Origin of the sequence: Streptomyces nanhaiensis (assembly GCF_046614825.1) — a bacterium.
Lineage (GTDB): Bacteria > Actinomycetota > Actinomycetes > Streptomycetales > Streptomycetaceae > Streptomyces > Streptomyces radiopugnans.
This window is the reverse complement of sequence record NZ_JBKJFM010000017.1, coordinates 1-24,781: the sequence shown is the minus strand read 5'-3', so window position 1 is coordinate 24,781 and position 24,781 is coordinate 1. Positions and strand designations below refer to the sequence as shown.

Below are 24,781 nucleotides of genomic sequence, written 5' to 3'. Positions count from 1 at the left end.
CCGGGTGCACGGCCGGCCGCACCCGGGCCGCACCCGGACCGCGGCCGGGCCACCGCCGGATCAGCCCTCGCGGGCGTCCACGACGCGGCGGATCTTGCCCACCGAGCGCTCCAGGGTCTCCGGATCGACGACGTCGACGTCGACGGTGATGCCGACACCCTCCTTGACGTCCCGGGCGATGGCCGCCGCGGCGGCCGCGCGCCGCCCGGGCCCGGTGCCCGGGCGGGCCTCGACGCGCACGGTCATGTGGTCCATCCGGCCCCGGCGGGTGAGCCGTATCTGGAAGTGCGGGGCCACACCGGGGACCCGCAGCAGGATCTCCTCGATCTGGGTGGGGAAGACGTTGACGCCGCGCAGGATGATCATGTCGTCGCAGCGCCCGGTGACCTTCTGCATGCGGCGGAAGGCGGGGCGCGCGGTGCCCGGCAGCAGCCGCGTCAGATCACGGGTGCGGTAGCGGACGACCGGCAGGGCCTGCTTGGTCAGCGAGGTGAACACCAGCTCGCCCTCCTCGCCGTCGGGCAGCACCTCGCCGGTGACCGGGTCCACGACCTCCGGGTAGAAGTGGTCCTCCCAGATGTGCAGCCCGTCCTTGGTCTCCACGCACTCCTGCGCGACGCCGGGGCCCATCACCTCCGACAGCCCGTAGATGTCCACCGCGTGCAGCCCGGCGCGCTCCTCGATCTCACGGCGCATCCCCTCCGTCCACGGCTCGGCGCCGAAGATCCCGACCTCCAGGGAGGAGTCGCGCGGGTCGACGCCCTGGCGCTCGAACTCGTCGAGGAGGGCGAGCATGTAGGAGGGCGTGACCATGATGATCTCGGGCCGGAGGTCCAGGATCAGCCGCACCTGGCGGGCCGTCATCCCGCCGGAGGCCGGGATGACGGTGCAGCCCGCCCGCTCGGCCCCGTAGTGCGCGCCGAGCCCGCCGGTGAACAGGCCGTAGCCGTAGGCGATGTGCACCTTGTGCCCGGGGCGGCCGCCGGCGGCCCGGATGGAGCGGGCGACGACGTCCGCCCACACCTCCAGGTCGTCCTCGGTGTAGCCGACCACGGTGGGGCGTCCGGTGGTGCCGCTGGAGGCGTGCAGCCGGCGCACCCGCGACATCGGGACGGCGAACATGCCGTAGGGGTAGGTGTCGCGCAGATCGGCCTTGGTGGTGAAGGGGAAGCGCGCGAGATCCGCCAGGGAGCGGCAGTCCTCCGGGGTGACGCCCGCGTCCTCGAAGGCGCGCCGGTAGTGCTCCACGTTGTCGTACGCGTGCCGCAGGGTGGAGCGGAGCCGGTCGAGCTGGAGGGCGCGCAGCTCGTCGCGGTCCATCAGCTCGGCCGCGTCCGGCGCGGCGGGTGCGGGCGCCCGGCCCGGCCGAGGGGCCGCAGTAGCGGCCGGGGGCACGGTATCGGCCGGTCCGCCGCTCATGACGCCTCCTTCCCCGCCGGGGTGCCGCGTCCGCCCGTGCCGCGTTCGCCGACGGTGCGGCTGCGTCCGCGGAACTCGGCGATCACCCGGCCGTCCGCGTCCCGCAGGACGGTCACGTCGTAGACGCCGCTGCGGCCGAAGCGGGTGCGCTCCTCGGCGACGGCCAGCAGCACGTCGCCCTCGTGGGCGGGAGCGGTGAAGACGACGTCCGCGCCGGCCGCCACCGTCACCGGACCGTGGCTGTTGCAGGCGCAGGCGAACGCGGTGTCGGCGAGCGTGAACAGAAAGCCGCCGTGGGCGACGCCGTGGCCGTTGACCATGTCCGCGGTCACCGTCATCCGCACCGCCGCCGAGCCGTCCCCGGCCCGGAGCAGCTCCATGCCCAGGCCCCGGGAGGCCCGGTCGGCGGCGAACATCCGCTGGGCGGGGCCCTGTCCGGTCTCCGTGAGCTGTGTCATCCGCCTCCACCACTTCGGTCGTGGGCCGCCTGAGGACACCGCGGGGCGCCGTGGCCGGCCCGCGGCCCTTGAGCCCGACCGACCATTCGGTTAGCTTTGCGGCGACGCCAGGTAAACCGACATCCGGACCGCCTGTCAAGGGACGGGACGCCCGCCGGTACGGTCGCCCTGTTCCCTGCGCGCGTCCCGGCGCGGGTACGGCGCGTGTGCACGCACGCGCGGGCGCGGGGCACAGGACGCGGCGGGCACGGCGGCAGACGCAGCGGCAGACGCGACAGACACGAGGAGAGCTCATGGCAGCGGCACCGGGAACCGTCGGCGTGGTGGGCGGCGGGCGGATGGGCGCGGGCATCGCGCAGTCCTTCGCGACGGCCGGTTCGGCGGTGGTCGTCGTGGAGAGCGGGAAGGAGGCCGCCGCGGCGGCCCTGGAGCGCGTCGCCACCGGCCTGCGCCGGGCCGCCGAGCGCGGCAGGCTGGAGGAGCCGGCCGAGCGGGTCCTGGCGCGGGTCGCCACCGTCACCACCGTGGACGACCTGCCCGCAGACGCCGACCTGGTCGTCGAGGCCGTCCCGGAGGACCCGGCCCTCAAGGCCCGGCTGCTCGCCGCCGCGGAGAAGGCCGTGGGCGAGGCGACGGTGCTGGCCACCAACACCAGCTCCCTGTCCGTCACCGAGCTCGGCACCGCGCTGGCCCGCCCCGAGCGGTTCCTGGGCATGCACTTCTTCAACCCCGTGCCCGCCTCCGCCCTGGTGGAGCTGGTCGTGGCCGCGCGGACCGCGGACGACACCGTGCGGACGGCCCTGGAGTGGGTCCGCGCCCTGGGCAAGAAGGACGTCGTCGTCAGGGACTCGCCCGGCTTCGCCAGCAGCCGGCTGGGCGTGGCCCTCGGCCTGGAGGCGATCAGGATGGTGGAGGAGGGCGTCGCCGAGCCCGAGGCCATCGACGCCGCCATGAGCCTGGGCTACAAGCACCCGATGGGGCCGCTGCGCCTGACCGACCTCGTCGGCCTCGACGTGCGCCTGGCCATCGCCGAGTACCTCCACGACACCCTGGGCGAGCGCTTCGCGCCCCCGGAGCTGCTGCGGGAGAAGGTCGCCCGCGGCGAGCTGGGCCGCAAGACCGGCCGGGGCTTCTACACCTGGGAGGACTGACGCCCGCCCGCCGGGCCCGGATCCCGCCGGGCCCGGTGCCCGCCGGGCCCGGGTCCCGCGCGGCGCCCGGGAAAACCGTCGCCTACCGCTGTCGCTCGCGCACGGAAAGTGGCATCCTCCTGATGCCGGCGGTTGCGTTGTCACGGGGGAAGGCGGGACCGGGTGGGGGAGACGGCGGCTGCGCTGTGGATGCGGGGACGCGGGGGCGTCCTCGCCCTGGCCGACGAGTGCCTGGCACAGGCGCCGGGCACCGAACGGCCGGTGACGATGCTGGTCGGGCCGAGGGGCAGCGGCGCCAGCGAGACGCACGGCGTCATCATGGGCCGGTTCGGGGTCGAGCACCCCTTCGCGTACCTCAACTTCGCCTCCGGCCAGGCACTGCTGCCCCGCTACGCCCTCGCCCTCATCGCCCGGCAGCTGGAGCGCAGGCTGCCGCAGTACCGCCTCATGCGCTTCCCCCGGCTCACCATGGGGCTGCTCGCCTCGGACAACGAACTGCGGATCTCCAGCCGCTCGGATGGACGGCGGGCGGTCCGTCAGCAACTGGACCGGTTCCGGCAGGAAGCCGAGGCCCGGCACGGCAACTACCTCGCCGCCTTCCTGGAGGTCGCGGGCGGTGCGCTGGGGGCACCCGGCGGCACCCCGGCGGTGATCGCCGCGATCCTGGGCGACGCGGCCCGGCGTGGCGGACGCGGGCTGCCGGGGCGGCTGTTCTCCGGCGCCCCCCAGTGGTTCGGCGACCACCCGCTGGTGCCCTCCCGGGATCCGTGGGACGCGCTGCTGGAACTCAACATGTGGCGCCACAACGGCACGGCGCAGGAGAAGAGGACCCTGGACAGGGTGTTGTTCGCCGCCTTCCTGGACGACCTGCGCCACGGCGCCCAGCGCTGGTTCGCGGCCCCCTCCTGCCTGGTCCTGCTCGACAACTGCCACACCGGGCAGGGGGGCGTCTTCCTGGACCTGCTGATCGGCGCCCGCCGTGACGCCGCGCTCTCCGGCATCCCCTGCGACCCGATGACGGTGGTGGGCAGCTCCAACCGCTGGCCGGACAACTGGGGCCCCTCCAACGGCGACCAGTGGTCCTGGCGGCTGCGCGCCCCGGACCGGGCGTCGCTCGCCGACTGGCGCCGGCACCGGCCCACCCACGACAGCGACGACGCATGGTGGTACCCGCTGAGGCTGCGCGACCTCACCCTCGACGAGGTGCGCACCACCATCGAGCTGGTCTCGCCCCGCCGCTCGGATCTCGCGCCGTTCGTGCACCGGCTCACCAACGGCCTGCCCGCGGCGGTGCAGCAGGTGACGGAGATACTGGACCGGGCCGACGTGCCCCGCCGCGGCGACGGGGAGTTCGACCTGTGGCTGCGCTCCCTGCCCGACAGGCGGTTACGCGGCGTCCCGGAACGCACCCTGGCCGACGCCGCGCTGGGACACCTGCTCGAGGACTTCTCGCCGGGGCAGCGCGCCGCGCTCGTCAAGTACTCGGCCGCCCGCGACCTGGCGGTGGGCAGCAGAGTGCTGGGCGCGGCGGCGCCCGGGGGAGCCCACGAGCCCGTCTTCAACGAGGTGCGCTCGCGCTGGCTGCTCGACCCGGAACGGCCGGGATCGTGCATGCACCCCTGGTTGCGCAGGCTGCTGCTGTGGCGGCTGGCCGCCGATCCGGACGCCTGGAACGCCGCCCACGACCTGCTGGGTGATCACTTCGAGCAGGAGGGCCGGGAGAAGGAGGCGCTGTACCACCGGCTGGCCGCGCACCGGATCGACGAGGTGGTGGGCCGTCTGGCCGTCCGGTTCCACGAGCGGAGCGCGGCCGACTGGCTGGAGACGTTCAACGCCGTCACCTCGGCGCCCAACCGGCTGCCCGCCGACCGGCCGCCCCTGGCGCTGCTGGGGGAGCTCGCACCCGAGGCACCCGCACATTCGATCACCGACACCCTGGTGATCCGGGGGCTGGTCTGCGCGCGCTGGCTGTGGAGCGATCCCCTCGGCGACCCGGGGATGCGGCTGAACCACGTGATAGCAGGCAAGTACGACCGGCTGTCCGAACTCAGGGGGAGTGACATCGTGGCTCTGTACGACGAGGCCGAGCGTTACCGGCACTGGCGCCACCCGCTGACCACCACGGACGGGTGGTGAGGGGCATGGCCGGCTCCAGGGTGTCCCTGCGCACCGTCAAGCGTGCCGCCGTCGCCGCGGTGGTGCTGGCCGTCCTCGCAGTGGCGCTGCCGCTGGGCTACGGCTGGTGGGAGGAGCGCCGCTCCCGGTGCGCGGACGGCGTGGTGAGGATGGGCCCGGCGGGGGAGTGCGTCGGCGTCACCGACGGCTCGCACGTCTTCGCCGGTCACCTGAAGAACGTGACGGACAAGATCAAGGAGCAGAACGACCTCGTCGTCGGCAGCGGCGACCCCTATGTCAGCGTCGCCTACATGACCTCCTTCACGCTGGAGGAGACCGACAGCAACCCCGAGGAGTCCGTACGGCACGAGCTCCAGGGCGCTCACGTGGCACAGCGCCAGTACAACAGGAACGGGTCGCCGAAGGTCAGGCTGCTGATCGCGAACACGGGCAGCAACTCCCGGCACTGGGAGCACACGGTGGACGAACTGGTGCGGCTCGCGGGGGACGGCGGGACGGAGCCCGGGCGGCTGGTGGCGGTGGCGGGGCTGGGGCCGAGCACGGACCGCAACCTGGCCGCCGTGAAGAGGCTGTCCAAACGGGGACTGGCCACGGTCGCCAGCACGATGACCGCCACCAGCATCGGCGGGATGGAGGGGTTCGTGAGAGTCACCCCGACCAACGACGACGAGGCGGTGGCGGCTGCGCGATACCTCAAGTGCGCGGAGTCCGGCGGGTACGGAGGGGGAAGGGGAGAGCCCTCGGAGGGCACCTGGTGCTCGGAGCGCGGGAAGGCGCAAAAGGGCGGGGAGGAGGAGTCCCTCGACGCCCTGGTGGTCCAGGACACGGCGAAGGGGAACCTGTACGCCAGGACCCTGGGCAAGGCCTTCTCCAGGGAGTTCCCCGAGGACGACGAGGGGTACGGGCTGGTCGCCCGGCCCCAGGAGTTCGACTCGTCGGTTCCCGGAAGCTGGCGGAACGAACTGCACCTGATGATGGACCAGCTGTGCCTCCACCGATCCGACGTGGTCTACTTCGCCGGCCGCGGACAGCACCTGGGCCACTTCCTCAGGGCGGCGTCCCGGCGGACGTGCCTGGACGAGTGGGACTTCACGCTGGTGACCGGGGACGACACGTCCAACCTGACGAGGAAGCAGGCCAAGGAGGCCGCCGACCGCGGGATCGACGTGTACTACACCGCCCTGGCGCATCCCCTGATGTGGGAACACCGGCCCGACACCGTGCCCGGAGAACTGCGGAAGGCCTTCCTGTCCGGGCTGAGGGGATGGTTCCCGCCCGAGTCGCACGAGGACGGTCAGGCGATGATGGCGCACGACGCGGTACTGGTCGCCGTCGAGGGGGTACGGCTGGCCAGTTTCGGGGGCGGCGGAATGACCGGCAGGGACGTCGGCCGCATGTTCCGCAGGATGCACGGGACCAAGAAGGTGCGGGGAGCGACCGGCCCGCTGTCGTTCGACAGCGACGGGAACCGGGAGAGCAAGGCGATTCCCGTCCTGAAACTGGGCGCCGACGGCTCCCTGGACTACATCGAGACGATCGTCGTCGAGGTCATGCCGGAGGAGGGTCCAGCTGGTCGCTGATCGGGCAGATGCGCAGGGCCTGCTCGATGACGCGGCTGCGCCGCTCCCCCTCGGCGGAGGGCAGCGAGACGTCGGCGGTGGCGTCGAAGCGGTAGTGCTGGGCGCCGCCGTTGCTGAGCCGGACGCGGGCGGTCACCTCGCTGCCGGAGGGGTCCACACCGGTCTCGGTGGCCGCGATGACCAGCGCCTGGTGCAGACAGGTGGCCAGCGCGGCCGCGTACAGCTGCTCGGGGTCGTACCCGTGCCCGCTGCCGCCCAGCTCGCTGGGGGCGCCGACCGGGAGGCCGGCCCTCCCGGAGACGTCCACCCGGCCGGTGCCGTGCAGGGAGCGGGCCTGGGCGGTGTACAGATCCTGTTGGGTTGGGGCCATGGGGGAGATCTACCCGTGCCCTCCGGCGGGAGGCGCCCCCGAACGCGTGACGCACCGAGGGCGCCCCGCCCGGCTTCCCGGGGCCCTCGCACATGGCCTCGCACAGGCCCTCGCACAGGGACTCCGTCTCAGCCCGCGTCCTCGGCGCGCATCCGCACCTCCTCCGCCAGCCTGTCCAGGCTCCGCTCGAGGGAGGCGTCGATCTCCTCGCGCGAGGGCGCGTGGCTCTCGTCGAAGAAGGACAGGTGCACCGTCACCTCGCTGGCGCCGCTGCCGATGCCCGCCACCTGGAGCCAGCCGGCGTACGCGCCCTCGTCGCGCGTGCCCCACTCCGCCCGGAACTGGTCGGGCCGGGTGCGGAACAGGGCCCGGACGTCGTGCCCGGTGCGGTCCTCGTGCACGGTCACGGCCGGGGGGTCCTCCACATGGGCGTGGAGGTCCGACGGAAGCCAGCGGTCCAGCCGCTCCAGATCGCTGACCTGGTCGAAGACCAGCTCGGGCAGGGCGGGCATGGTGCGGGAACGCTCGTACTCGCTCACCGGGTCCCACTTTCGGGTCGTACGGCATCGGACCCGGCACTGCGTACCCGCATCCGGGCCGGGCATCCCCGCGTCCCCCGGCCGGCCCACCTCCGGAACGGTCAGCCGAACCCGCCCGCCGCGTCCAGGATCCGCCCGGCCACCCCCACCGAGTCCACCAGCGGGTGCAGCGCCAGCGCCCGCAGCGCCGCCTCGCGCGAACCGGTGAGCGCCGCCTCGATCGCGGCCCGCTCCACGGCCTTGAGCGTGAGCATCAGCCCGAGCTGGTCGGCCGCCACGGCGCCGGCCGCCAGCGGGTGCGCACCGGATGCGTCGACCAGGCACGGCACCTCGACCACCGCGTCGCCGTCCAGCCCGGGGACGGCGCCGCGGCCGGGGACGTTCAGGATCAGCGTGGTGCGCTCGTCCCGGGCGATCGCCCGCATCAGGGCCAGCGCCACCCGGTCGTAGCCCCCGCCCTCCAGATCGCAGCTGTCGCGCTCCCAGCCGCCGGAGGCCTCGCGGCTCTCGGCCAGATAGGTCTCCTCGCGCTCGCGGCGGGTGCGCTCCCACTCGCCGTACGCCTGCGCGGGGTCGTCCGGCCGCGCCCGCTCGTAGAAGCGGGACTGCTGGCCGTGGAGGAACTCGCCGCGCGTTTCCCCGGCCCCGCGGACGGCGGCGACCGCCTCGCGGTTGAAGTAGTAGTAGTGCAGGTACTCGTTGGGCAGCGCGCCCAGCGTCCGCAGCCAGTCGGCGCCGAACAGCCTGCCCTCCTCGAAGGAGGCGAGCGCGGCCGGGTCGGCCAGCAGCTCGGGCAGCCGGTCGCGGCCGTCCACCGTGAGGCGGCGCAGCCAGCCCAGGTGGTTCAGGCCCACGTAGTCGTAGCCGGCGCGGTCCGGGTCGGCGCCCAGGGCGCGCGCGGCGCGGCGGCACAGCCCGACGGGCGAGTCGCAGATGCCGATGACGCGTTCGCCCAGGCCGCGCTCGCGCAGGACGGCGGCCATCGCCTCGGTCACCATCCCCGCCGGGTTGGTGAAGTTGATGGTCCACGCGCCGGGGGCGACCTCGGCGATCCGCTCGGCGACGCGCACGGCCACCGGCAGGGTCCGCAGGCCGTACAGCACGCCTCCCGCACCCACCGTCTCCTGGCCCAGCACCCCCTCGGCGAGCGGGATCCGCTCGTCGCGCACCCGGCCGGCCAGGCCCCCGACCCGTATGGCGGAGAAGACGAAGTCGGCGCCGCGCAGCGCGTCGTCCAGGTCGGTGGTGGCGCGCAACGCGGGGGCCGGGCCGGTGTGCCGCCCGCGCTGGTGGGCGAGGACCGCGCCGATCGCGTCCAGCCGGGTGCGGTCGGTGTCGTACAGGACGAGTTCGGTGACGCGGCCGGCCCGGTCCCCGGAGTCCTCCAGCAGCGCCCGGTGCACCAGCGGCACCCGGAACCCGCCGCCGCCCAGCACGGTGAGCCTCATGCCCGGCCACCTCCGGCGGCCGCTCCCGAAGCGGTTCGCGGCACTGTTCGCGGCACTGTTCGGGGCACGGTCGTCACGACGTCATGTCTCACGCCGCCACCGTCTCACACCGGCCCCGCGCCGGGGTACGGGGCCGTCGTCCGGCCGCTCAGCCGTGGTCGACCAGCGCCACGTGCCCCTGTGTCCGCGCGCAGTGGGCCGAGCAGAAGAACCGCCCGTCCGCCGACTGCGAGCCGTGGCCCAGGATGCGGCACTGGCAGTTCTCGCAGATGGGCGCCATCCGGTGCGCCGCGCACTCCAGGCTGTCGAAGACGTGGACGGCGCCCGCCGCGTGCACCTCGAACGCCATCTCGTAGTCGTTGCCGCACACCTCGCACACGCTCATGACATGTGCCCCTTCCGCCGGTCGTCCGCTGGGTGGGTCAGCCGCAAGGATGGCGGCGGGCGCCCGGCCGCCTCCCTCGTGACGCGGCGGCCGGGCTCCGACCGGCGCACCGCAACCACCCGCCCGGCCGACGCGCCGGGACGTCACGGCGCGGGTGGCATGACGTGCCCGCGACAACAAGGTCCGGTTTCCGGACATCTTCTCCCCGCCGGCGGGGCATGACTGGCCGTGACACCCATGGCGGGGCCCGGCAGGGCGCGCACCGACGGACCGGGAGGGCGGGACGATGACGACTACCGCGGAGGCCGGGGACGCAGGGGCCGGAAGCGGAGGGGGCGGGGGCGGCGGGGACGCGCCACCCGCCTCGCGGCGCGCCCTGGTGGCGGGATCGGTCGGCAACTTCATCGAGTGGTACGAGTTCGGGGTCTACGGCTACTTCGCGACGATCATCGCCGCGCAGTTCTTCACCCCCGAGGGCGGGAGCGACGTCGAGGCCCTGGTGAAGACCTACGCCTCCTTCGCGCTGGCCTTCTTCTTCCGCCCGGTGGGCGCGGCCCTGTTCGGCCGGATCGGCGACCGGATCGGCCGCCGCCCCACCCTGATCCTGGTGGTCCTGCTGATGACCGCCGCCACGGCGGCCATCGGCCTGCTGCCGACGTACGCCACCGTGGGCGCCGCCGCGCCGTGGCTGCTCACCCTCGCCCGCGTCCTCCAGGGGCTCTCGGCGGGCGGGGAGTTCGGCGGCGCGGTGTCGGTGATGACGGAGTTCGCACCGCCCGGCCGGCGCGGCCTGTACGGGGCCTGGCAGTCGTTCACGGTGGCGCTCGGCCTGCTCGCCGGCGCCGGCCTGGCCGCCCTGCTGGCCACGGTGCTCGGCGAGGCGGACCTCCAGCGGTGGGGCTGGCGGCTGCCGTTCCTGCTGGCGGTGCCGATGGGGCTGGCCGCACTGTGGCTGCGGCTGAGGCTGGAGGAGACGCCCTCCTTCCGGCGCTCCTCCGGTGCTTCCGCCGGGCAGGGGCGCGGCGGGGGAGCGGACTTCGCGCCCGCCGCGGCGCGCGGGCCGTCCGCCGCCGCGACCTGGCGGGCCGTCGGACTGGGGATCGGCCGTCTGATGGGCTGGTCCGCGGCCGGGTACACCTTCCTCGTCGTGATGCCCTCCTACCTCCAGAGCACCCTGGGGGCCTCCTTCCAGCAGGCGCTGCTGGCCACGGTCGTGGCCAACGCGGGCTTCGCGCTGGCCATCCTGCCCGCCGGGGCGCTCAGCGACCGGATCGGACGGCGGGCGGTGATGGCGGCCGGGACGGTCGCGCTGATCGTCCTCGCCTTCCCCCTGCTCAACCTCCTCCAGGACCCGGACGCCTCCGCGGCGGCGAGGGCGGCGGCGGTGTTCACGGCCGGCGCGGCGGTGGGGCTGCTGGCCGGGCCCGGCCCGGCGATGCTCGCCGAGATGTTCCCCACCAGCGTCCGCTACACCGGCCTGGGGCTGGCGTACTCGCTGTCCAACGCGGTGTTCTCCGGTTCGGCCGGGCTCATCATCACCGAGCTGATCAAGCGCACCGGCGACGCCGACGTCCCCGCGCTGTACGTGGTGGTCGTCTGCGCGGTGGGCCTGCCGGCGCTGCTCACACTGCGCGGCGACGACCACCGGCGCGCGCTGCGGGACTGACCGGGTACGGGCGGAACGGGCGCGGGCGGACGGGCGCGGGCGGAACGGGCGGTACCGGAGAAGCGGAAGCAGCCGAGGGCGAGGAGGGCACGGGCATGAGGGTGATCGGGCTGATGTCGGGCACGTCCTGCGACGCGATCGACGCGGCGGCCGCCGATCTGGGGATCGAGGGCGACACCGTCGTCCTGACCCCGCTGGGCGACCTCGAGTGCGCCTTTCCCGGCGGGCTGCGCCGCGAACTGCTCGCGGCGCTCCCGCCGTCGTCCACCACCATGGCGGCGGTCTGCCGGCTCGACACCCTCCTCGGACAGGCCCTCGCGGCGGCGGCCGACCGCGCCGACCGCGAACTGTGCTCAGGGGAAGCCGAGTTGGTCGTCTCGCACGGGCAGACCTGCTACCACTGGACGGAGGACGGCCAGGTGCGCGGCACCCTCCAGCTCGGCCAGCCCGCCTGGATCGCCGAGCGCACCGGCCGCACGGTCGTCTCCGACCTGCGCCCGCGCGACGTGGCCGCGGGCGGGCAGGGGGCGCCGCTGGTGAGCGCCCTGGACGTGCTGTGGCTGCGCGGCCGGCCGGGTGCGCCCGTCGCCCTCAACCTGGGCGGCATCGCCAACATCACGGTGGCGCACGGGGAGAGCGGCCCGCTGGCGTACGACACCGGGCCCGCCAACGTGCTGCTCGACACCGCCGTGCGGGAACTGACCGCGGGCCGCGCCGACCACGACGCGGACGGAGCGCTGGCCGCCGCGGGCACCGTCTGCCGGCCGCTGCTGGACAGGCTGCTGGCCGAGCCGTACTACGCCCGGCCCGCGCCGAAGACCACCGGCCGGGAACTGTTCAACGCCGCCTATCTGCGCACCGCCCTGGCCGGCTTCGGGCACCTGCCGGCCGAGGACGTGCTGGCCACCCTCACCGAGCTGACGGCCCGCACCGTCGCCGGTGCCGTACGGGCGGCCGGCGGCACCGAGGTGATCGCCTCGGGCGGCGGCACCCGCAACCCCGTGCTGCTGGACCGGCTCGCCCTGGCCCTGGACGGGATCCCGGTGCGCGTCTCCGGCGAACTCGGCCTGCCCTCCGGCGCCAAGGAGGCGTACGCCTTCGCGCTGCTGGGCTTCCTCACGGCCCTCGGCCTGCCCGGCACGGTCCCGGCCTGTACGGGCGCGCGCCACGCCCGGGTGCTGGGATCGATCACGCCGGGCCGGGGCGGACCGCTGCCGCGGCCCTGGGGCGGTCCGGCGCCCGTACGGCTCCGGGTGTCCCGGGGCGGCCCCCGGACCGGGCCTTCACACGACCCCCAAATTCGCATCACGGATGCGTATTGATACCTTCATGGCATGCGGCTGACGAAGTTCACCGATCTGGCGCTGCGCGTGGTGATGCGCCTGGCGGTGATGGACGAGGGCGAGGTCCCCACCTCCCGGGAGGTCGCCGAATCGGTGGCCGCGCCGTACACGCACGTGTCCAAGGTGGTGAGCCGCCTCCAGCACATGGGCGTGCTGGAGGCGCGGCGGGGCAGGGGAGGCGGGCTGGAGCTGACCTCCCGCGGCCGGGAGGCCTCCGTGGGCCGGCTCGTCCGGCAGTTGGAGGGCACCGGTGACGTGGTGGGCTGCGAGGACCCGTCCGCGCCGTGCCCGCTGCGCGGCGCGTGCCGCCTGCGGTCCGCGCTGTACGAGGCCCAGGAGGCCTTCTACGCGACGCTCGACCCGCTGACGGTGCGGGACCTGGTGGGCGGACCGTCGGGGCCCGTGATGCTCCGCCTGCTCACCGGCCCGCCGCCCCCCGCGTAGCCGCCCGGCCCGACCCGTATCCGATCCGGCCGCGAACCGAACGAGGTGCCGTGGAGTGGTTCCGCGCGCCCTGAAACTCGCATTTTGAATGCGAATTAAGGAGACAGTGATGCTGTCCGAGAAGTCCACCGCCGTCGTACGCGCCACCCTGCCGGCCATCGGTGCCGCCATCGGCGACATCACCCCGGTCTTCTACCGCAGGATGTTCGCCGCCCACCCCGAGCTGCCGCGCGACCTGTTCAACCGGGGCAACCAGGCCAACGGCACCCAGAGCCGCGCACTGGCCGGCTCCATCGCCGTCTTCGCCACCATGCTGCTGGAGCACCCCGACCGGCGCCCCGACGCGCTGCTGGCCCGCATCGCCCACAAGCACGCCGCCCTGGGCATCACCGCCGACCAGTACACGATCGTCCACCGCCACCTGTTCGACGCCATCGCCGAGGTCCTGGGCGAGGCGGTCACCCCCGAGGTGGCGGCGGCCTGGGACGAGGTGTACTGGCTGATGGCCGGGGCCCTGATCGCGATGGAGGCGCGGCTGTACGCCGCGAGCGGCCTCGGCGACGGCGACGTGTGGCGGTCCTGGAAGGTGGTCGGCCGCCTGGAGGAGACCGCCGAGGTGGCCACCTTCATGCTCCGCCCGGCCGACGACGGACCCGTGCCGCCCTTCCGGCCTGGGCAGTACGTCTCCGTCCAGGTCGCCCTGCCCGACGGGGCGCGGCAGATCCGCCAGTACAGCCTCTCCTGCGCCCCCGACGGCGACGACCGCTGGATATCGGTCAAGCGCGTCGGCGGCGACCCGGCCGGCGAGGTCTCCAACTGGCTGCACGAGAACGTCCGCGAAGGCGACGTGCTCACCGTCGGCGCGCCCTTCGGCGACGTGGCGCTGGACGACGGCGACGGCCCGGTCCTGCTCGCCTCGGCGGGCATCGGCTGCACCCCGATGGTCAGCATGCTCGCCCACCTGGCCGCCACCGGCTCACCGCGTCGCACGACCGTGGTGCACGGAGACCGGACCGAGTCCTCCCACGCCTTCCGCGAGCAGATGGAACTGCTCACCGCCAAGCTGCCCGACGCCGCCCTCCACGTCTGGTACGAGCGTCCCGAGGGCGAGTGGCCGGCCGAGCGCACCGGACTGGTGGACCTGTCGGGCGTCGAGATCCCCGAGGACGTCCGCGCCTACCTGTGCGGGCCGGTGCCGTTCATGCGCTCGGTGCGCACCCAGCTGCTGGAGCGCGGTGTGCCCGCCTCCCGCATCCACTACGAGTCCTTCGGCCCCGACCTGGGCCTCGACGCCGACTGAGCACATCGGCTGAGCACACCGGCCGGGCTTCCTCCGGCGCGGGCCGCCGCGCCCCTCACCGCGCGGCGGCCGAGGCCCTCAGGGCGGCGACCACCTCCTCGTCGCCCACCTGGTGGAAGTCCTCGTACCACTGCCCGACCCCCTGGAAGGACGGCGGGGTCTCCAGGCACACCAGGCGGTCGGCCACCTGCTCCATCGCCGCGGCCGCCTGCACGGAGGAGACCGGAACGGCCAGGACCAGGACCTCCGGCTCCAGGACGCGGGCGGCGTGCAGCGCGGCGCGCGCGGTGACGCCGGTGGCGAGCCCGTCGTCGACGACGATCACCGTGCGGCCCCGCAGTTCCAGGGCGGGACGGCCGCCGCGGTACAGGTGCTCGCGGCGGCGCAGCTCCGCACGCTCCCGCTCGACCTGCCCGGCCAGGTCCCCGGCTGTCAGGCCGAGCATCCGCAGGGACTGCTCGTCGAACAGCGGCGGGCCCTCGCCCGCGACGGCCCCGATGCCGAACTCCGGGTTGAACGGCGCGCCGATCTTGCGGGCGACCAGCACGTCCAGCGGCGCGTGCAGCGCGCGGGCGACCTCCTCGCCCACGGGGACGCCGCCCCGGGGGAGCGCCAGGACCAGCGGGTCCCTGATCTCTCCGGCGCGCTGGAGGTCCCGCAGCGGCTCGGCGAGCATCCGGCCCGCCTGCGTGCGGTCGTGGAAGCGCATGATCTGTCTCCCTTCGCTTCCCTGCGGTCCCGCCGCCCGCCGCCCGCCGCCCGGTGGCCGGACGCCGGTACGGCGGCGGTACGGGTCACCGGGGCACCGTCTCCCGGGTCATGCGGACGAACCAGTCGCGGGCCGCGGCGGCGGCCTGGTCGAGGGTGCCGGGCTCCTCGAACAGATGGGTGGCGCCGGGCACCACGTGCACCGTGCACGGGGCCGACAGCCGTGAGGCCGCCTGCTCGTTCAGCCGCAGCACCTCCCGGTCCTCGCCGCCGACGATCAGCAGGACGGGCGCGGCGACCCGGTCCAGGGCACCGCCCGCGAGATCGGGCCTGCCGCCCCGGGAGACCACGGCCCGCACCCGGTCGGGCTGCTCGGCCGCGGCCACCAGGGCCGCGGCGGCGCCCGTACTGGCCCCGAACAGCCCGATCGGCACCCCGGCGGTGTCCGGACGGCCGCCGAGCCAGTCGACCGCAGCCACCAGACGCCGCGCCAGGAGGGGGATGTCGAAGCGGTACTCGGCGGTGACCGTGTCCGTCCGCTCCTCGTCCTCGGTGAGCAGGTCGAACAGCAGCGTGCCGAGTCCGGCGTCCTGCAGGACCCCGGCCACCGCCCGGTTGCGCGGACTGTGCCGGGAACTGCCGCTGCCGTGGGCGAAGGCCACGACGCCGCGGGCCCCGCCGGGCATGGTGAGGTCCCCGGTCAGGGCGGCTCCTCCGTCGGTCGGGATCCTCAGTGTCTGGGGGAGCATCGGCCACCTCCCGTGCTGTGGGGATCGGTGCGCCGCAGGGGTACCCGCCGGCCGTGGCGGTATGCGTCGGCGGACGGGGCGGCCGTCGCGTGCTACCGGCCCGCCCCGTCCGCCGGTGCGGGCTCCTCGCCCGGTCCTCCCGGCTCCGGTCGCCCCCCGGCGTCCTCGGGCCCGAACAGCGAGATCGAGCCGTACTCGCCGTCGTAGCCGGGCTCGCGCCGCACCCGGTGGGTGCGCAGCCGCCCGATCGCCTCGGCCGCCTCCGGCTCGCCCGCCTCGCGCACCCGGCGCACCGGCACCTGGAGCAGCAGCGGCAGCTCCGGGCCCAGGGCGGCGGTCAGGCCCTCCAGGGCGCGTTCGACGGCCTTGGTCTTCGGCCCGACGCCCAGGATCTCGCCCGCGATCTCCGGCAGCGGGACGATCTTCAGGGCCTCGCCGCCGGTGGACGGCCTCCGCCCGGGAGGACGGTCGGCCAGCTCCTCGACCCGGTGGAGCACCCCGACGGTCAGCTTCCTGCCGCACACCGGGCACCTGCCGCCGCGCTCCCTGGTCCCGGCCGGATCCAGCCGCACTCCGCAGGCGCGGTGCCCGTCCAGGTGGTACTTGCCCGCCTCCGGGTACAGATCCACGGTGCCGGCGTACCCCTCGCCGGTCTCCAGCGCGCGGCGGATCGCGAAGTAGTCCACCTCGGTGTCGAACACGGTGGCGTTGCGGCCCAGGACGGGCGGGGAGTGCGCGTCCGAGTGGCTGACCAGCCGGAGGCGGTCCAGACAGGAGACCCGCCAGTTCATCTCCGGATCCGAGGACAGGCCCGTCTCCAGCGCGAAGACGTGCCCGGCCAGGTCGCCGTAGCACTCGTCCACGCCGTCGAAGCCGGACTTCGAGCCGAGGACGCCGAACCAGGGCGTCCAGGCGTGCGCCGGCACCAGGTAGGAGCCCTCGCCGCAGGACAGGACGGCCTCCAGCAGATCACGGGAGTCCATCGCCAGGGCGGGCCGCCCGTCCGAGGCGAGGTCGCCGTACGGGGACAGGGCGCGGGCCAGCCGCCCGGCCGCGTCGAAGCCGGGCGCGTAGCACAGGTGGTGGATCCTGCGGCCCCGCCCGCCGCGCCGGTAGTTGGTGGCGACCTCCACCTGGAGCAGGAAGCGCAGCGGGCCGCGGCAGGCCGGCGGCAGGGTCTGGAGCACCTCGCGGTCGAGGTCGTCCCGCAGCCGGAACAGGCCCGGCTCCGCGGGCACCAGCGACTCGCGCAGCACGCCCGCCCACACGGGGTGGAGGAAGTCGCCGGTGCCCAGCACGGTGATCCCCTTGCGCCGGGCCCACCAGGCCAGGTGCGGCAGATCGCTGTTGCGGCTGCACGCCCTGCTGTACCGGGAGTGCACGTGCAGGTCGGCGTAGTAGCGCATGTGTCCACGCGTGCCCGGGAAGCGCGGCGGCATGACGGGGGCGCGGTCCGGGGCGGGTTCCGGGGCACGGTGCGGGCGGTGCTACGTTGGCCGTGGCGCCCCCGCGCCCCGGACGAGCGCGTCGTACCCGGCAGGACAAGACGGCGCAGGTCATACGCAGCAAGGCAACATCACCTGCGGAGGGACGCGTCATGGCGTGGGTCGTACTGGTCGTCTCCGGGCTCCTGGAAGCGGTGTGGGCCGCGGCGCTCTCGGCGTCGCAGGGCCTGACCAGGCTCAGGCCCAGTGTGCTGTTCGTCGTCGCCCTCGCCCTGAGCATGGGCGGCCTGGCCTACGCGATGCGCGGCATCCCCATCGGCACCGGGTACGCGGTGTGGGTGGGCATCGGGGCCGTCTGCACGGCGCTGTACGGGATGGCCGCGCTGGGCGATCCCGTCTCCACCGGGCGCGTGCTCTGCCTGGTGCTGATCGTCGCCGGTGTCGTGGGCCTGAAGATCCTGGAGTGAGCGCGGCGGGGCCCGGTCCGTGCGGGCCGGCCCCCGCCGCGTCCGGCCGGAGCAGTCCTCAGCGAGAGGTGTCGCCCTCGTCGGAGGTGCCGGAGGTGCCCTTCTCCTGCCCGGTGCGCTCGGTCGTGGCCGGATCGACCCGTCCCTTGGCGGTCTCGCCGGACAGGTGGCGGACGTGCTCCTTGGCGACCTGCCTGAGCCGCTGGTCCTTCTCCTGCCGCTCTTCCTTGCGACGGCGTTTGAACATGGTGCCTCGCTCCCTGCCTCGTACGGGCTGTGTACGGGCTGTCCGTGCGGGCCGTACGGGCCGCGTGCGCGGACGGCGGCGGACCGCCGCCCGTCCGTGGCCGGCGGCCACCGCGGGCGGGAAGCCCGTTGTGGGATTCCGCGCTACGCGGTTCCCCCGCCGCGGGTGTCCATGCCTCCTCGGTGGGGAGCGGCAGGAATAGGGAGGGACATCCGCCTGTTCGACAAAGTGATTGAACAATCAACCATTGGATGTGAGCGCAGTGCAGTTCGGAATCTTCACCGTGGGCGACGTCACCCCGGACCCGACCACGGGCCGGACGCCCACCGAGCACGAGCGCATCAAGACCATGACCGCCATCGCGCTCAAGGCCGAGGAGGTGGGCCTGGACGTCTTCGCGACCGGCGAGCACCACAACCCGCCCTTCGTGCCGTCCTCGCCGACGACCATGCTCGGCTGGATCGCCGCCCGCACCGAGCGCCTGGTCCTGTCCACCTCCACGACCCTGATCACCACCAACGACCCGGTCAAGATCGCGGAGGACTTCGCGATGCTCCAGCACCTGGCCGACGGGCGCGTGGACGTGATGCTGGGCCGCGGCAACACCGGGCCGGTCTACCCCTGGTTCGGGCAGGACATCCGCCAGGGCATCCCGCTGGCCATCGAGAACTACGCGCTGCTGCACAAGCTGTGGCGCGAGGACGTGGTCGACTGGCAGGGCCGCTTCCGCACCCCCCTGCAGGGCTTCACCTCCACCCCGCGCCCGCTCGACGGCGTCCCGCCGTTCGTCTGGCACGGCTCCATCCGCTCCCCGGAGATCGCCGAGCAGGCCGCCTACTACGGCGACGGTTTCTTCCACAACAACATCTTCTGGAACAAGGAGCACACCCAGCGCATGGTCTCCCTGTACCGGGAGCGCTACGCCCACTACGGCCACGGCACCGCCGAGCAGGCGATCGTCGGCCTCGGCGGCCAGGTGTTCATGCGGCGCAACTCCCAGGACGCCGTCCGCGAGTTCCGCCCCTACTTCGACAACGCGCCCGTCTACGGACACGGGCCGTCGCTGGAGGACTTCACCGAGCAGACCCCGCTGACGGTGGGCAGCCCGCAGCAGGTCGTCGAGAAGACCCTCGCCTTCCGCGACTACGCCGGCGACTACCAGCGCCAGCTCTTCCTGATGGACCACGCCGGACTGCCGCTGAAGACCGTGCTGGAGCAGATCGACATGCTCGGCGAGGAGGTCGTGCCCGTGCTGCGCGAGGAGTTCGCCGCCAGGCGCCCCGCGCAGGTGCCGGACGCCCCCACGCACGCCTCCCTCGTCGCCCGCCGCGAGGCCGGAGCCGCCGCCGTAGCCCCCGGCACCACGGCCTGACCCCGACGCCACATCCCATCCGACCCCGGGGTCCGGGCCCCAGGCCCCGGACCCCACCGGGCACACCGGACACCACCCGCGCAGGAGAAGCACCATGGAACCCATCCGGATCACGGCCGTCTCGGCCGGCCTCGGCCGCCCCTCGTCCACCCGCCTGCTCGCCGACCGGCTGGCGGAGGCGACCGGGCGGCAACTGGAAGGCGGGGAACGCCCGGTCGAGGTGCGGGTGGTGGAACTGCGCGACCTGGCCACCGACATCGCCCACAACCTGGTCACCGGCTTCCCCGGCCCCGCCCTGGCCGAGGCGGTCGGGGCAGTGACCGGGGCCGACGGCCTGATAGCGGTCACCCCGGTCTTCACCGCCTCCTACAGCGGTCTGTTCAAGTCCTTCTTCGACGTCGTCGACAACACCGCGCTGCACGGCAAGCCGGTCCTGATGGCCGCCACCGGCGGCACACCGCGCCACTCCCTGGTCATCGAGCACGCCATGCGCCCGATGTTCGCCTACCTGCGGGCGGTCACCGTCCCCACCGGCGTCTACGCCGCCTCCGAGGACTGGGGCGGCGTGGACGAGAGGGTGGGCGAGCTGTCCGCCCGGATCGGCCGGGCGGCGCGGGAGCTGGCCGAGCTGGTCGGAGGCCGGCCGAGGCCCGGTGACGGGCCCGGCGGGACGGGTGAGGCCGACGGGGAGGAGGAGGCCGACGGGGCCGGAAGGGCCGGAGAGACCGAGGCCGTCGTCCCCTTCGCCCGGCATCTGGCCGCCCTCGGCCTCGACTGACACCGCCGGCCGCCCCGCCCCCGCCCGCCGCGGCCGGCGGGAGCTGACGGGGGCCGCCGGGCGTACAGGGACCGCGGGGCGTACGGGTGCCGGGACGCGGAGCGGGTAGGCGTCCCGTCCCCGTGTCCCGTCCCCGTGTCCCGTCCCCGTGTCCCGCCGCTGGGAGCCGGAGGGCCGGGACGCCCGGAAGGTCGAGAGTTCGAGAGCCCGAGAGGAAGTACGGCCCCATGACGACCAGCGTCGGCAACCCCGGCAGCACGACAGCCGAGTACAAGAGGTCCCCGAGCCACTTCACGGACCGCATCACGGCCGACGGCGCCGACGGCTGGCCCGTCGAGGCCGGACGGTACCGGCTGGTGGTCAGCCGGGCCTGCCCCTGGGCGAGCCGCGCCCTGGTGGTGCGGCGGCTGCTCGGCCTGGAGGACGCGATCTCCCTGGCGGTCACCGACCCCCTGCAGGACGAGCGGAGCTGGCGCTTCACCCTGGACCCGGACGGCAGGGACCCGGTGCTGGGCATCGCCTTCCTCGGCGAGGCGTACGCCGCCCGCGAGCCCGGCTACGACGGCGGCGTCAGCGTCCCGGCGGTCGTCGACGTCCCCAGCGGCGTGCTCGTCACCAACGACTACCCGCGCATCACGCTCGACCTGGCCACCGAGTGGACCGCGCTGCACCGCGACGGCGCGCCCGACCTGTACCCCGAGCCGCTGCGCGACGAGATCGACGAGGTGATGGAGGACGTCTACCGCAACCTGAACAACGGCGTGTACCTGGCCGGGTTCGCCAAGAGCGAGCGGGCCTACGAGCGCGCCTACCGGAACCTGTTCGCCTGCTGGGACCGGCTCTCCGAGCGCCTGGCCGGCCGCCGCTACCTGGTGGGGGAGACCATCACCGAGGCCGACGTGCGGCTGTTCACCACCCTGGTGCGCTTCGACGCCGTCTACCACAACCACTTCAAGTGCAACCGCAACAAGCTGACCGAGGACCCGGTGCTGTGGGCCTACGCCCGCGACCTCTTCCAGACCCCCGGCTTCGGCGACACGGTCGACTTCGACCACATCAAGCGCCACTACTACCAGGTGCACACCGACATCAACCCCACCCAGATCGTGCCGCTCGGCCCGGACCTGTCCGGGTGGCTGACCCCGCACCACCGCGAGGAGCTGGGCGGGCGGCCCTTCGGCGACGGGACCCCGCCCGGCCCGCCGCCCGCGGCGGAGGAGATCCCGGCCCCGGGCCGGGCCGACACCGGCGGGGCGGCCGGTACCGGCGGTGCGTGAAACCGGGCGCCGGGCCGCGTTCCCCCCGCCCTGCGCGGGTACCCCGGCCGCACGGAGGACGATCACAGGCACCGACGTGGGAGACAGGTGGTCACCGTGCTCGCCGGACGGCTGAACGTGAAGACGCGCGCCTTCCTCGTGGAGGAGGTGCCCACCCCGCGGCCGGGGCCGGGAGAGGTGCTGGTCAAGGTCGAGGCCGCGGGGGTCTGCCTGTCGGACGTGCATCTGATCGACGGCACCCTCACCCCGCTGTACCTGCCCGGGGACACCGTCACCCTCGGCCACGAGGTCGCGGGCGTCGTCGCCGAACCGGGCGCGGGCGTGACCCGGTGGCGGCCGGGGCAGCGCGTCCTGCTCCAGGCCGGGGAGGAGCGGGACGGGGTGGTGTGGACCCGCGGCGTGGACTACGACGGCGGCTGGGCCGAGTACGCGGTGGCGGCGGAGCCGACGCTGGTGGAGATCCCCGACGAACTGCCCTTCGAGCAGGCCGCGATCATCCCGGACGCCGTGTCCACCCCGTGGGCCGCCATCACCGCCACCGCCCGCGCCGAGCCCGCGCGCCCGGCCGGCGTCTGGGGCGCGGGCGGCCTGGGCGTGCACGGCGTGCAACTGCTGCGCCTGGTCGGCGCCGCGCCGATCATCGCGGTCGACCCCCTGCCGGAGGCGCGCGAGCGGGCCCTGGCCTTCGGCGCCGACACGGCCTTCTCGTCGGACGACCCCGAGCTGCCCGCCCGGGTGCGGGGGGAGACCGGCGGGGCCGGGCTGGCCGCCGCGTTCGACTTCGCCGGGGTGCCGGCGGTGCGGGAGCAGGCGGTGCGCTGCCTGGGGCCGGGCGGCAGGCTGGTCCTGGTCGGCCTCACCGACAAGTCGCTGACCATCAGCGACGGCACCGCCTTCAGCTACTTCCAGCAGCAGGTGCTGGGCCACTACGGCTCCTCCGACGAGCACGTGGTGCAGCTCGTCGAACTGGTGCGGCGGGGCCGGCTGGACTTCTCGCGGTCGGTCAGCGGGGTGCTGCCGCTGACGGAGGCGCAGGAGGCGGTGGACCGGCTGCTGCGCAAGGAGGGCAACCCGGTCCGGCTGATCCTGCGGCCCTGAGGCTCCGGCGGTGGGGGGCGGGGGCGGGGGCGGGCGGCTGCGCGGGCAGTGCCGGCTGCGCGGGCAGTGCCGGCCGGGTGAACCGTGGGCGCCGGCGCCGGGCAGGGTATCGACTCTCCTGCCCGGCGCCGGGGAAAGGCCGCCGGACCGGCGTCCGTGGGGGGAGAAAACGCCGGGCCGGCGGGTGGCCGCGCCGATCGGCGGTCGTGGGGTGAGCCGGCGCACCGAACGACCGCCCTGCCGTCAGCGGGCCTTGGCGGCGGACTCCTTCTGGAAGGCGCTCAGGCCGTACGCCCAGATCTGGTTGACCCGGCTGCGCTCGGCGGCGTTGGGGTAGGCGTTGGTGCAGGACGGGCCGGGGCCGCCGCCGGACATCAACTCGCTGCACGGCCCGGAGTAGTTGTCCCGCAGGCCCAGCACATGGCCGGTCTCGTGCGAGGTGACGCGGGTGGAGTTGTAGACCTGGTTCTGCCGGTAGTCCAGGAAGATGTAGCCGTTGCCGCGGCCGTCGGTGCTGGCGTAGGAGCCGCGCGAGTCGTTGCCCTCGTAGTAGCGGAAGTCGGCGTTGCTGCCCGACACCAGGCGCACGTTGGTGACCGAGGAGTTCCAGATCTGGGCGCTGCGGGATATCTCGGTGGCGAAGGAGGGCGCCCGGCTGGCGTCGTAGACGACCGTGACGGCCTGCGCCCCGGTGGCCTGCTGCCTGGAGAGCGCGGACTCCATCACGGCCTCGAAGAAGGCCCTGGTGTTGGCCTGGTCGGCGGGGGAGCCGGAGTACGCGGCGATCGAGGCGGGGAGCCGGTCGGCCGGGGCGGGCGCCGCGGAGGCCGGCACCGCGGCCAGGCTCAGGGACATGCCGAGGCCGAGCGCCGCGGCCAGGGCCGCTCTGGAGGACTTCATGTGGGGGGTCTCCTTCTCGTCGGTGAACCCGGGCGCGGAACCTGATGCGGAACCTGAGGGGGGCCGGGTCCGGCGGAGGAACTTCGGTCAGTCAGGATTGTGTTCGACCTCCGCGCCGCCGGGATGATGCCAACCGGTGATAGCGCCGCGTTATCGCCCGTGATCGCACCGCTCGATCCCCCGCCGCCCGCTCCCCCGGAGGCCGGCCGCAGGAGCCCGGTCGGAGGAGCCCGGTCGGAGGAACCCCGTCCGAGAACGGCCGAAGTCGTGCGCCGGGAACGCCGGGCATGCCGTTTCGGCGGCGTTTGGACGGCTGGTGCCGTCTGTTGGGGCGTCGTTATCCTCCAGGGGTGGAGCTCGACGTGAGGCATCTGCGCGTGCTGTGCGCCATCGCCGACGCCGGCAGCGTCCGCAAGGCGGCGCTGAGCCTGGGCATGAGCCAGCCCTCCCTGACCACGCAGCTGCGCCGTATCGAGAACGCCATCGGAGGACGGCTGTTCACCCGGGAGCGCACGGGCAGCCGGCCCACGGCACTGGGACGGTCCGTACTCTGCCGCGCACGTCCGATCGTCGCGGACATGGCGGCCCTGGTGAGCGAGGCGAGGAGCGCGGCGGCACTGGCCGGAGGCGCGCGGCTGCGGATCGGCAGCACGGCCAGCCGTGCCGTGGCCGGGTGGGTGCGCAGGCTCCGGGCCCGCTACCCCGGTGCCGAGACCGGGATCCACATCGACGTCTCCGCCAACTCGCTGCTCCAGACGGTCGCCGACGGGCAGGTGGACGTGGCGTTCGTCCACGAGCCGGAGGGTTTCCCGCTGCGCTTTCCCCCGGGAGTGGAGCAGCACGTCCTGGTCGCCAGGGAACCGCAGTTCATCGCCCTGCCCGAGACCCACCCCCAGGCGGGCCGCCGGGTGGTCGACATGGCCGACCTCGCCGACGACCAGTGGATCGTCGACTTCACGGCGGACGGCGAGTGGGCCGCCACGCGCCGCGCCTTCGCGACCGCCGGACTGAACCCGCGCATGGTCCACGTGCCCGACAACACCACCGCCGCGGCGCTGATCGCCGGGGGCGAGGCGGTGAGCGTGTGCCAGCCCGTCTCGCAGCAGCGACAGGGAATGGTCATCCGCCCGCTGCGCGACGACCCGCTGGCGGTACGGCTGTTACTGGCCTGCCGCTCCGACAGCCCGCTGGCGGCGGAGGCCGGGGGCCTGTGCGCCGACCTCATGGCCGCCTACGCGGAGGTCGCCTGGGCCAGTCCCGCCTACCGCTGGTGGCTGCTGCGCCACGGCAGTCCGCTGCTTCCCCCGCCGGAGGGCGGCCCCGGTCCGTCCGCCGCCGAGCGGCCCGGCGCCCAGCCGTCCGGCCTCACCGGCGCCGGGGGCGACCTGCCGGACGGACTGCCGGAGCACGTCCTGGCCGCGGTGCCGGGCCAGCTCGGCGAGCACCGCCCGCGGCACCTGGGACCGCGGAAGGAGCCGGCTGCTGGTCATGGCGCGGGCCA

General features: G+C 74.4%; 23 protein-coding genes, 1 pseudogene and 1 riboswitch. Of the genes and pseudogenes, 13 read left to right on the top strand and 11 right to left on the bottom strand.

The genetic code is table 11. From position 1 onward, the window contains the following. Nucleotides 1-60: 60 nt before the first annotated feature. Together paaK and paaI are read right to left on the bottom strand one after the other, a co-directional pair. Nucleotides 61-1,419: a phenylacetate--CoA ligase PaaK gene (paaK, locus tag ACLIYP_RS07350; protein ID WP_412712323.1), complete on the bottom strand. Its 1,359-nt coding sequence runs from the start codon at nt 1,417-1,419 to the stop codon at nt 61-63. Beyond that, nucleotides 1,416-1,877: a hydroxyphenylacetyl-CoA thioesterase PaaI gene (gene paaI / locus ACLIYP_RS07345; RefSeq protein ID WP_412712322.1), complete on the bottom strand. Its 462-nt coding sequence runs from the start codon at nt 1,875-1,877 to the stop codon at nt 1,416-1,418. Before paaI ends, paaK begins: the two co-directional genes overlap by 4 nt. 293 nt (nt 1,878-2,170) lie before the next feature. On the opposite strand from paaI, the gene ACLIYP_RS07340 reads away from it, so the two are divergent. The 3 genes from ACLIYP_RS07340 to ACLIYP_RS07330 all read left to right on the top strand — a co-directional run bounded on the left by ACLIYP_RS07340 (nt 2,171) and on the right by ACLIYP_RS07330 (nt 6,744). After that, nucleotides 2,171-3,028 carry a 3-hydroxyacyl-CoA dehydrogenase family protein gene (locus ACLIYP_RS07340; RefSeq protein ID WP_412712321.1) on the top strand — a complete coding sequence of 286 codons (858 nt, stop codon included), beginning with the start codon at nt 2,171-2,173 and terminating at the stop codon, nt 3,026-3,028. A gap of 162 nt (nt 3,029-3,190) precedes the next feature. Then, nucleotides 3,191-5,164, top strand: coding sequence for a hypothetical protein (locus ACLIYP_RS07335; protein WP_412712320.1), 1,974 nt, complete (start codon nt 3,191-3,193; stop codon nt 5,162-5,164). 5 nt (nt 5,165-5,169) lie between these two features. After that, on the top strand, nt 5,170-6,744 hold the full coding sequence (locus ACLIYP_RS07330) for a type 1 periplasmic-binding domain-containing protein (protein ID WP_412712319.1): 1,575 nt from the start codon (nt 5,170-5,172) through the stop codon (nt 6,742-6,744). On the opposite strand, the gene ACLIYP_RS07325 is transcribed toward ACLIYP_RS07330, so the two are convergent. The 4 genes from ACLIYP_RS07325 to ACLIYP_RS07310 all read right to left on the bottom strand — a co-directional run bounded on the left by ACLIYP_RS07325 (nt 6,713) and on the right by ACLIYP_RS07310 (nt 9,486). Next, nucleotides 6,713-7,114, bottom strand: coding sequence for an OsmC family protein (locus ACLIYP_RS07325; protein WP_412712318.1), 402 nt, complete (start codon nt 7,112-7,114; stop codon nt 6,713-6,715). The two genes, ACLIYP_RS07330 and ACLIYP_RS07325, sit on opposite strands and share 32 nt — an antisense overlap. A 128-nt stretch (nt 7,115-7,242) precedes the next feature. Continuing rightward, nucleotides 7,243-7,653: an SRPBCC family protein gene (locus ACLIYP_RS07320; RefSeq protein ID WP_412712317.1), complete on the bottom strand. Its 411-nt coding sequence runs from the start codon at nt 7,651-7,653 to the stop codon at nt 7,243-7,245. Nucleotides 7,654-7,754: 101 nt separating this feature from the next. Then, nucleotides 7,755-9,101 (bottom strand): 6-phospho-beta-glucosidase, encoded by a 1,347-nt coding sequence (locus tag ACLIYP_RS07315; protein WP_410539528.1) that lies wholly within the window; start codon nt 9,099-9,101, stop codon nt 7,755-7,757. A gap of 148 nt (nt 9,102-9,249) precedes the next feature. Further along, on the bottom strand, nt 9,250-9,486 hold the full coding sequence (locus ACLIYP_RS07310) for a hypothetical protein (RefSeq protein ID WP_093656373.1): 237 nt from the start codon (nt 9,484-9,486) through the stop codon (nt 9,250-9,252). 286 nt (nt 9,487-9,772) lie between these two features. On the opposite strand from ACLIYP_RS07310, the gene ACLIYP_RS07305 reads away from it, so the two are divergent. The 4 genes from ACLIYP_RS07305 to ACLIYP_RS07290 all read left to right on the top strand — a co-directional run bounded on the left by ACLIYP_RS07305 (nt 9,773) and on the right by ACLIYP_RS07290 (nt 14,239). Next, a complete protein-coding gene (locus ACLIYP_RS07305; RefSeq protein ID WP_412712316.1) occupies nt 9,773-11,152 on the top strand; it encodes an MFS transporter in 1,380 nt (459 codons plus the stop codon). A 95-nt stretch (nt 11,153-11,247) separates the two neighbouring features. Beyond that, a complete protein-coding gene (locus ACLIYP_RS07300) occupies nt 11,248-12,474 on the top strand; it encodes an anhydro-N-acetylmuramic acid kinase (protein WP_412712315.1) in 1,227 nt (408 codons plus the stop codon). 12 nt (nt 12,475-12,486) lie between these two features. Further along, nucleotides 12,487-12,939, top strand: coding sequence for an RrF2 family transcriptional regulator (locus ACLIYP_RS07295; RefSeq protein ID WP_412712314.1), 453 nt, complete (start codon nt 12,487-12,489; stop codon nt 12,937-12,939). Nucleotides 12,940-13,048: 109 nt separating this feature from the next. After that, nucleotides 13,049-14,239 (top strand): globin domain-containing protein, encoded by a 1,191-nt coding sequence (locus ACLIYP_RS07290; RefSeq protein ID WP_412712313.1) that lies wholly within the window; start codon nt 13,049-13,051, stop codon nt 14,237-14,239. A gap of 55 nt (nt 14,240-14,294) precedes the next feature. Here ACLIYP_RS07290 and ACLIYP_RS07285 read toward each other — a convergent pair whose 3' ends face one another. From ACLIYP_RS07285 to ACLIYP_RS07275, 3 genes are all read right to left on the bottom strand, one after another. Next, a complete protein-coding gene (locus ACLIYP_RS07285; protein ID WP_412712312.1) occupies nt 14,295-14,948 on the bottom strand; it encodes a phosphoribosyltransferase in 654 nt (217 codons plus the stop codon). Nucleotides 14,949-15,033: 85 nt separating this feature from the next. Next, on the bottom strand, nt 15,034-15,696 hold the full coding sequence (locus tag ACLIYP_RS07280; protein ID WP_412712311.1) for a dienelactone hydrolase family protein: 663 nt from the start codon (nt 15,694-15,696) through the stop codon (nt 15,034-15,036). A 92-nt stretch (nt 15,697-15,788) separates the two neighbouring features. Then, complete coding sequence (locus ACLIYP_RS07275; RefSeq protein WP_412712310.1) at nt 15,789-17,102, bottom strand: endonuclease Q family protein; 1,314 nt, start codon at nt 17,100-17,102, stop codon at nt 15,789-15,791. A gap of 86 nt (nt 17,103-17,188) precedes the next feature. Further along, nucleotides 17,189-17,252, top strand: a riboswitch (guanidine-III (ykkC-III) riboswitch). 41 nt (nt 17,253-17,293) lie between these two features. Here ACLIYP_RS07275 and ACLIYP_RS07270 point away from each other — a divergent pair. Continuing rightward, nucleotides 17,294-17,608 carry a DMT family transporter gene (locus ACLIYP_RS07270; RefSeq protein ID WP_093656359.1) on the top strand — a complete coding sequence of 105 codons (315 nt, stop codon included), beginning with the start codon at nt 17,294-17,296 and terminating at the stop codon, nt 17,606-17,608. Nucleotides 17,609-17,666: 58 nt separating this feature from the next. On the opposite strand, the gene ACLIYP_RS07265 is transcribed toward ACLIYP_RS07270, so the two are convergent. After that, nucleotides 17,667-17,855 (bottom strand): hypothetical protein, encoded by a 189-nt coding sequence (locus tag ACLIYP_RS07265; RefSeq protein WP_093656357.1) that lies wholly within the window; start codon nt 17,853-17,855, stop codon nt 17,667-17,669. Between the two features lie 262 nt (nt 17,856-18,117). Between ACLIYP_RS07265 and ACLIYP_RS07260 the strand changes: the two genes are divergently transcribed. From ACLIYP_RS07260 to ACLIYP_RS07245, 4 genes are all read left to right on the top strand, one after another. Next, on the top strand, nt 18,118-19,227 hold the full coding sequence (locus ACLIYP_RS07260) for an LLM class flavin-dependent oxidoreductase (RefSeq protein WP_412712347.1): 1,110 nt from the start codon (nt 18,118-18,120) through the stop codon (nt 19,225-19,227). A gap of 94 nt (nt 19,228-19,321) precedes the next feature. Beyond that, a complete protein-coding gene (locus tag ACLIYP_RS07255) occupies nt 19,322-20,005 on the top strand; it encodes an FMN reductase (RefSeq protein ID WP_412712309.1) in 684 nt (227 codons plus the stop codon). 227 nt (nt 20,006-20,232) lie between these two features. Then, a complete protein-coding gene (locus tag ACLIYP_RS07250; RefSeq protein ID WP_412712308.1) occupies nt 20,233-21,282 on the top strand; it encodes a glutathione S-transferase family protein in 1,050 nt (349 codons plus the stop codon). Between the two features lie 87 nt (nt 21,283-21,369). Next, nucleotides 21,370-22,380 carry a zinc-binding dehydrogenase gene (locus ACLIYP_RS07245; protein ID WP_412712307.1) on the top strand — a complete coding sequence of 337 codons (1,011 nt, stop codon included), beginning with the start codon at nt 21,370-21,372 and terminating at the stop codon, nt 22,378-22,380. Between the two features lie 243 nt (nt 22,381-22,623). Here the strand turns inward: ACLIYP_RS07245 and snpA are convergent, their stop codons facing one another. Further along, complete coding sequence (gene snpA / locus ACLIYP_RS07240) at nt 22,624-23,280, bottom strand: snapalysin (RefSeq protein ID WP_412712306.1); 657 nt, start codon at nt 23,278-23,280, stop codon at nt 22,624-22,626. Between the two features lie 362 nt (nt 23,281-23,642). Here snpA and ACLIYP_RS07235 point away from each other — a divergent pair. Further along, nucleotides 23,643-24,578: pseudogene (locus tag ACLIYP_RS07235) on the top strand (LysR family transcriptional regulator); the annotation flags it as partial. Between the last annotated feature and the right edge of the window lie 203 nt (nt 24,579-24,781).